At 69.5% G+C, this 5,887-nt stretch carries 6 protein-coding genes and 2 pseudogenes; 6 read left to right on the top strand and 2 right to left on the bottom strand.

Features of this window, described 5'->3' with window-relative positions:
* The 6 genes and pseudogenes from JWP65_RS19395 to JWP65_RS19420 form a co-directional block, all read left to right on the top strand.
* Positions 1 to 459, top strand: a pseudogene (locus JWP65_RS19395) (DUF4440 domain-containing protein); the annotation flags it as partial.
* Positions 460 to 498: 39 nt separating this feature from the next.
* Positions 499 to 1,743: a murein L,D-transpeptidase family protein gene (locus JWP65_RS19400; protein ID WP_299766741.1), complete on the top strand. Its 1,245-nt coding sequence runs from the start codon at positions 499 to 501 to the stop codon at positions 1,741 to 1,743.
* Entirely contained in the window at positions 1,743 to 2,333 is a 591-nt protein-coding gene (locus JWP65_RS19405) for a peptidylprolyl isomerase (RefSeq protein ID WP_299766731.1), read from the top strand. Before JWP65_RS19400 ends, JWP65_RS19405 begins: the two co-directional genes overlap by 1 nt.
* 15 nt (positions 2,334 to 2,348) lie before the next feature.
* The gene (locus JWP65_RS19410) at positions 2,349 to 2,855 is read left to right on the top strand and encodes a peptidylprolyl isomerase (RefSeq protein ID WP_299766733.1); all 507 of its coding nucleotides are present in this window, start codon (positions 2,349 to 2,351) and stop codon (positions 2,853 to 2,855) included.
* A gap of 2 nt (positions 2,856 to 2,857) precedes the next feature.
* Complete coding sequence (locus tag JWP65_RS19415; RefSeq protein WP_299766735.1) at positions 2,858 to 3,628, top strand: UDP-2,3-diacylglucosamine diphosphatase; 771 nt, start codon at positions 2,858 to 2,860, stop codon at positions 3,626 to 3,628.
* Complete coding sequence (locus JWP65_RS19420; protein ID WP_299766737.1) at positions 3,628 to 4,377, top strand: zinc-dependent peptidase; 750 nt, start codon at positions 3,628 to 3,630, stop codon at positions 4,375 to 4,377. Before JWP65_RS19415 ends, JWP65_RS19420 begins: the two co-directional genes overlap by 1 nt.
* Before the next feature lie 287 nt (positions 4,378 to 4,664).
* Here JWP65_RS19420 and JWP65_RS19425 read toward each other — a convergent pair whose 3' ends face one another.
* Complete coding sequence (locus JWP65_RS19425; RefSeq protein ID WP_299766739.1) at positions 4,665 to 5,048, bottom strand: nuclear transport factor 2 family protein; 384 nt, start codon at positions 5,046 to 5,048, stop codon at positions 4,665 to 4,667.
* A gap of 306 nt (positions 5,049 to 5,354) precedes the next feature.
* A pseudogene (locus tag JWP65_RS19430) lies at positions 5,355 to 5,887 on the bottom strand (DUF349 domain-containing protein); the annotation flags it as partial.

Genomic DNA, 5,887 nt, shown 5'->3' on the forward strand with positions numbered 1-5,887 from the left:
GCCGTCCGCAACGTTGCGCCGACGCCGGCTCCGGCGGCCGTGGCCGCCGCCCCGGTTGCCGCGCCGACGCCGGCTCCCGCTCCCGCTCCCACCGCCCCGGTGCCTGCCAGGTCCGCCAACGCCGAGAAAGAGGTCGAGGCCGCCGTCAACGCCTGGGCCGCGGCCTGGGCCGGCAAGGACATGTCCGGCTACCTCGCCGCCTATGGCAACGCCTTCGATCCGCCGGGCAACCAGACGCGCAAGGCGTGGGAAGACGAACGCCGGGCCCGCATCGTCGGCAAGTCGAAGATCGCCGTGCGCGTGAGCGACCTGAACGTGTCGGTCAGCGGCAGCAAGGCGATCGCCAAGTTCCGCCAGGCCTACAGCGCGGACTCGCTGAACGTCACCAGCCGCAAGACGCTCGAACTGGTCAAGACCGGCGACCGCTGGAGCATCGTGCGCGAAAGCACGGGCGGCTGATCCACCCGTCGTGTCCGGAACAAGGTTGTGCTGTTGAACCTGTCCCTTGCCCTGCCCCGCGGCTGCCGCGCGCTGCTGGCGCTGTGCTGCGCCGTCGCGCTGCTGCAGCCCGCCTTCGCGGCCAAGCCGATGGCGCGCAAGCCGGCGCTGGCCGCGCAGCACCAGGCGCGCGACGGCGACGCCGAGGCGCGCCTGATCGAGATCTACAAGCTGGTCGGCCAGGCCAAGACGCGCGCGGCGCTGGCCAAGGCCGAGACGCTGGTGCGCGACCACCCCAGTTTCCAGCTGGCCCAGCTGGTCTACGGCGACCTGTTGACGGCGCAGGTCGGCCCGGTGCGCTCGTTCGGCGACGTGCCGCACGCCACCGCCCAGTCGTCCGCCCAGCTGCTGGCCGGACTGCGCGAGGAGTCGCAGCTGCGCATGCGCGCCTTGCGCGAACGGCCGCCGGCCGGCGCCATCCCGGCGCAGTTTCTGCAGCTGTCGCCGCGCAATCGCCACGCGATCGCCATCGACACCTCGCGCGCCCGGCTCTACCTGTTCGAGAACAAGCCCGACGGCATCAAGCTGGTGGCCGACTACTACATCTCGGTGGGCAAGTCGGGCATCGAAAAGGCCGTCGAAGGCGACCTGCGCACGCCGCTGGGCGTTTACTACGTCACCAGCAACCTCGACCCGAAGTCGCTCAAGGACTTCTACGGCGCCGGCGCGCTGCCGATCAACTATCCCAACCCGTACGACGCGCGGCGCGGCAAGACCGGCAGCGGCATCTGGCTGCACGGCACGCCGCCCGGCCAGTTCTCGCGCGCGCCCAAGGCAACCGACGGCTGCGTGGTGCTGGCCAACCCCGACCTGCTGCGCATCGTCAAGACGGTCGAGACGCGCACCACGCCAGTGGTGATCGCCAACAGCCTGAAATGGGTGGCACCAGCCTCGGTGCAGCCTGACAGCCGCCGCTTCGCCGACGTGCTGCAGGCCTGGCGCAATGCCAAGGCCACCGGCGACGTCGACGCCATGCTGGGCTTTTACACCAGCGACTTCAGCTTCAACGGCAAGACGCTGGCCGCCTGGACCCCGCTGCTGAAAGTCGAGCTGACCCGAGCGCGCGGCCGCGACATCGAGCTGAAAGACCTGTCGTTCCTGCGCTGGACCGACGGCACCGCCGAGACCATGGTGGTAACCTTTGGCGAAGTCGCCGCGGGCGCCCGCACGGGCCCCGTCAAGCGCCAGTATTGGGTGCGGCAAGGGCCGCACTGGAAGATCTTCTACGAAGGAGTGATCGGTTGATGTATTCGAGAACCCGCCGCCTGGCCACCGCGGTCCTGCTGGGCACCGCCCTGCTGGGCGCCTCCGCCTGGGCGGCCGACCCGCGCGTGAAGTTCGCCACCAGCGCCGGCGACATCCTGGTCGAGGTCTACCCCGACAAGGCGCCCAAAACGGTCGCCAACTTCCTGCAGTACGTGCGCGACAAGCACTACGACGGCACCATCTTCCACCGCGTGATTCCCAATTTCATGGTCCAGGCCGGCGGCTTCAACGAGAAGATGGGCGAGAAGCCCGCCCGCGCGCCGATCGAGCACGAAGGCCAGCAGTCCAGCGCCGCCGGACTGCGCAACCAGGTCGGCACGCTGGCCATGGCGCGCACCGGCGACCCGCACTCGGCGTCGGCGCAGTTCTTCATCAACGTCAAGGACAACACGTTCCTGGACCACACCGCGCCGACCGCGCGCGGCTACGGCTACACCGTGTTCGGCAAGGTCGTGGGCGGAATGGACGTGGTCAACCAGATCACCACCGTGCCCACCGGCCGGAGCGGTCCCCACGGCGACGTCCCCCGCACCCCGGTTGTCATCCGGTCGGCGACGCTCGTCCCCTAACAGAAAGGTTTGCGCATGAATCCCAAGGTCGAACTCCACATTGCCGGCCACGGCGTCGTCACCATCGAACTCGACGAGGCCAAGGCCCCGAAGACGGTCGCCAACTTCCTGAACTACGTCAGGAAGGGCCACTACGACGGCACCGTGTTCCACCGCGTCATCGAAGGCTTCATGGTACAGGGCGGCGGCTTCGCCCCCGGCATGACCCAGAAGCCGACCGACGAGCCGGTCGAGAACGAGGCCAACAACGGCCTGAAGAACGACAACTACACCGTGGCGATGGCGCGCACGCAGGCGCCGCACTCCGCCTCGGCGCAGTTCTTCATCAACGTCGCCGACAACGCCTTCCTGAACCACACCGCGCCCACCGCCTCCGGCTGGGGTTACGCTGTGTTCGGCAAGGTGGTCGAGGGCAAGGACGTGGTCGACCGCATCAAGGCCGTGCGCACCGGCCGCAAGGGCTTCCATGACGACGTGCCGAACGAAGACGTGGTCCTGGAGAAGGCCGTCGTCGTCGCCTGACCATGGTGGCCGCGCCGCGCGCGCAGGAACTGCTTGCGCCGGCTGCGTGGCGCACCGTGGAATGCATCTCCGACCTGCACCTGCAGCCGTCGGACCCGGCCACCTTCGAAGCCTGGCGGTCCTACATGGACCGCACCGGCGCGGACGCCCTGTTCATCCTGGGTGACCTGTTCGAGGCCTGGGTTGGCGACGACGCAGCCCGCGAGCCTGGCTTCGACGCCGACTGCGCCCTCGTGCTGCAGCGCACTGCCCAGCGGCTGCCGCTGTTCCTGATGCACGGCAACCGCGACTTCCTGCTGGGGCAGGCGCTGGCGGCCCAGGCGGGCCTGACCTTGCTGGCCGATCCCACGGTGCTGCAGCTGGGCGAGCACCGCTGGCTGCTCTCGCATGGCGACGCGCTGTGCGTGGACGACACCGAGTACCTGGCGTTCCGCGACAAGGTGCGTTCACCACGATGGCAAAGCGACTTCCTGGCGCAGCCGCTGCAGCGGCGGCAGCAGATCGCGCGCGGCCTGCGCGGCGAGAGCGAGGAGCACAAACGCAACGACCGCCACTACCCGGACGTCGACAGCGGCACCGCGCTGCAGTGGCTGCGGGCGGCCGACGCGCCGGTGCTGGTGCACGGGCACACGCACAAGCCGGCCGACCATCCGCTCGACGGCGCCCACCGGCGCATCGTGCTGAGCGACTGGGATGGCGGCGCGCAACCGCCGCGGCTGCAAGCCTTGCGCCTGGACCGCGACGGCGCGGCCCAGCGCATCGCCCTGGCCTGATGTTCGGCTGGCTGCGCCGGCCCCGCCGCGCCCCGCAGGTGCCGGATGCGCTCTGGCGCGCCACGCTGGCGGCCTATCCTTTCCTGGCCGGGCGGCCGCAGCCGGACATCCAGCGCCTGCGGGAGCTGGCCGCGGCCTTTCTGGGACGCAAGGAATTCCACGGCGCCGGCGGCCTGCACATCACCGACGCGATGGCACTGGCGATCGCGGCCCAGGCGGTGCTGCCGGTGCTGCGCCTCGGCCTGGGCTGGTACGACGACTTCGTGACCATCGTCGTGCATCCCGCTGAGGTGGTGGCGCAACGCACCGTCACCGACGATGACGGCGTGGTGCACGAGTACCAGGAAGAACTGGCCGGCGAAGCCATGGACGGCGGGCCGGTGATGGTGAACTGGCGCGACGTGGCCGACGCCGGCAACACGGCCGCCGCCGGCTACAACGTGGTCATCCACGAGTTCGTGCACAAGATCGACATGCGCGACGGCGCCGCGGACGGCTGCCCGCCGCTGGCCTCGGCACGGGCCCGGCGCGAGTGGCTGGCCGTGCTGCAGCCCGCTTTCGAGGCGTTCCGGGAAAGCGTGATCGTGGCGGAACGCTTCGGCGGCGCCGCGCCGTGGCTGGATGCGTACGGCGCCACCTCGATCGACGAGTTCTTCGCGGTGGCTTGCGAGGCCTACTTCGTCAATCGGCAAAGATTCAGCGCGCACTTTCCGACACTGATGCCGTTGTTCGACGGGTTTTTCGGCTGAACACCGGCATCCCCGTGAACGCGGGATCGAGTGCTTCCGGCGGAACGCCCCGGACTGCGCCTGCACGCACTGTCGTCCGGAACAGCCGCAGTGCAACCCTTGACGCCTTGGGCAATGAAAATAGCGCCGGCGCGGGCGCGACTTGAGGTGCCGGCGCGCGCAGGCGTGTCGTGGCAGCCATGCCGTGGCGCCCGGCCGTGCCGGCGGGTTGCTCGCCTCCGGACGGCCCTGGTCAGGACGGATCTGATTGAAGCGTCTGCCTCGGCTCGCTCGCAAGCCGAGGTTCACTAGGGCGCTCGCTGCGGCGGACGTGTCTTGCGGTACGAGTTCTTGATCGCGATCTTGCCGTCGCGAAAAGTGAACAGGTCGCATCCGTTCACTTCCAAGCGAACACCATCGAGGCGCGTCCCGGTGAATGTCCACTCCGAGACCCCACGGTCCCCGCATACGAAGTGCCGGGGTGCGTTCCAGCGCGCATCGGGAAAGGTCTTCCAGACCTCGGAGAATCCGGCCTGGACGGCCTCCCAGCCCACGTAACTCACTCCGCAGACATCCGGTCCCGCAGAGGCTTCGAACACGCAGTCGGACGTCATAAAGCGCATCAAGGCTTCGATGTCATGGCGGTTCCAGGCGTCGGCGAATGCCTGGAGGTCTGCAATCGTGATGCTCATGGTTCAGCTCCTCAGGCCGGAAATGCCGATTTTGCGCCGCATCTCCGCGGCTCGCATCGCAGGCGTGGCCCGCGCGAGGGACATTGGAAGGCGGGTTGACCCGTCCTGACGCGGCGAAAAGCAAGCCGCGCCCGCCCCACTGACGCTGGGATCACGCGCAGAGCGCCCCATGAAATGGCCGGAGATCGATTCCGGACAGCAGTACGCGAAGGCCAGGATTCCGGAAGTTGAAATGCAGAAAGGGGCGCAATGCGCCCCTTCTGTTCGATGCCCCGGATTCCCGCCTGCGCGTGAATGACCAAGCCTTTAGCGGCGCAGCAGCGCCTTCAGCGCGTTCTGCAGCCGGCGCGCCGCGCCGCTGTCGTGCGGCGTCGCCAGCACCTTGGCGACGTCTTCACCCCAGGTTTCCTGCGGCGACGGAGCGTGGCGCTTGGTCAGCAGCTGCAACTGCAGCATGCGGCGCGCCGAGATCTGTTCGGCCGGAGTCGGCACTTCGGCGGCGATCTCCAGCCGCAGCAGCGCCTCGCCAGCGTCGCCCGAAGGAGCCCGGCCAAGGGCCTGCGTCCAGCCTTGCCGCACCGTCGGAGCCACCACGCGGCCCAGGTCCTGCACGCTCGGCACCTGGTCGGCGGCGCGTTGCTCCCACGCCGTCAGCAACTGGGTCAGCGCCTCGCCGTGGGCTTGCGCGGCCAGCTTGCGCAGCGTGGCCTCGGCATGCTCCAGCGCATCGCGCTGGGCCCGGAAGGCCGCGTCGCCCAGGCGGGGACCGCGGTCCTCGCGTGGCTCGAAGCGGTCGCCGCGCATGCCGCCGTCGCGGCCGCCGAAGCCGCCGCCACCGA

The organism is Ramlibacter sp. (assembly GCF_028292805.1).
GTDB lineage: Bacteria > Pseudomonadota > Gammaproteobacteria > Burkholderiales > Burkholderiaceae_C > Ramlibacter.